The organism is Gilvimarinus gilvus (assembly GCF_030518155.1).
Taxonomy (GTDB): domain Bacteria; phylum Pseudomonadota; class Gammaproteobacteria; order Pseudomonadales; family Cellvibrionaceae; genus Gilvimarinus; species Gilvimarinus gilvus.
This window is the reverse complement of record NZ_JAULRU010000526.1, coordinates 1-502: the sequence shown is the minus strand read 5'-3', so window position 1 is coordinate 502 and position 502 is coordinate 1. Positions and strand designations below refer to the sequence as shown.

1 protein-coding gene is annotated in these 502 nt (G+C 26.1%); it reads left to right on the top strand.

Going from position 1 to position 502, the window contains the following annotated elements:
• A partial coding sequence (locus QWI17_RS09915; RefSeq protein WP_502553144.1) for an LbetaH domain-containing protein occupies positions 1-502 on the top strand: 502 nt, incomplete at both ends.

Here is a 502-nt window from a genome sequence, read left to right as displayed (position 1 = left end):
AACTATTATTTTCAATTTTGTCTATTTTAAATTTAGTCAAGCAATTAAATTCCCTGTAATAATTAGCTCTAATTTTAGACTAAAATCTTTACATGGTAAAGTGAATATTCCAATTGATTCTCCTTTTGGATTAATAAAACTTGGTTTTGGAGATGTTTTGATTTTTGATCGAAAATTATCAAAAGGTATATGGGAAAACAAGGGAATAATAAATTTTATTGGTCGATCAAATATTGGTCACGGCTCTAAAATTTCAGTGAGCAAAAGTGGTAGTTTAACATTTGGTCAAAATTTTAACATAACTGCTGAATCTTCTATTGTATGTTACAATAACATTAGTTTTGGCAATAACTGTTTATTATCATGGGATATTCTTATTATGGATACAGATTTTCATAAAATTTATAATCAAGATAAGTCACTTATTAATCCTAATAAAGCAGTAAACGTTGGTGATAACGTTTGGATATGTAATAAAGTACAAATTTTGAAAGGTTTATCT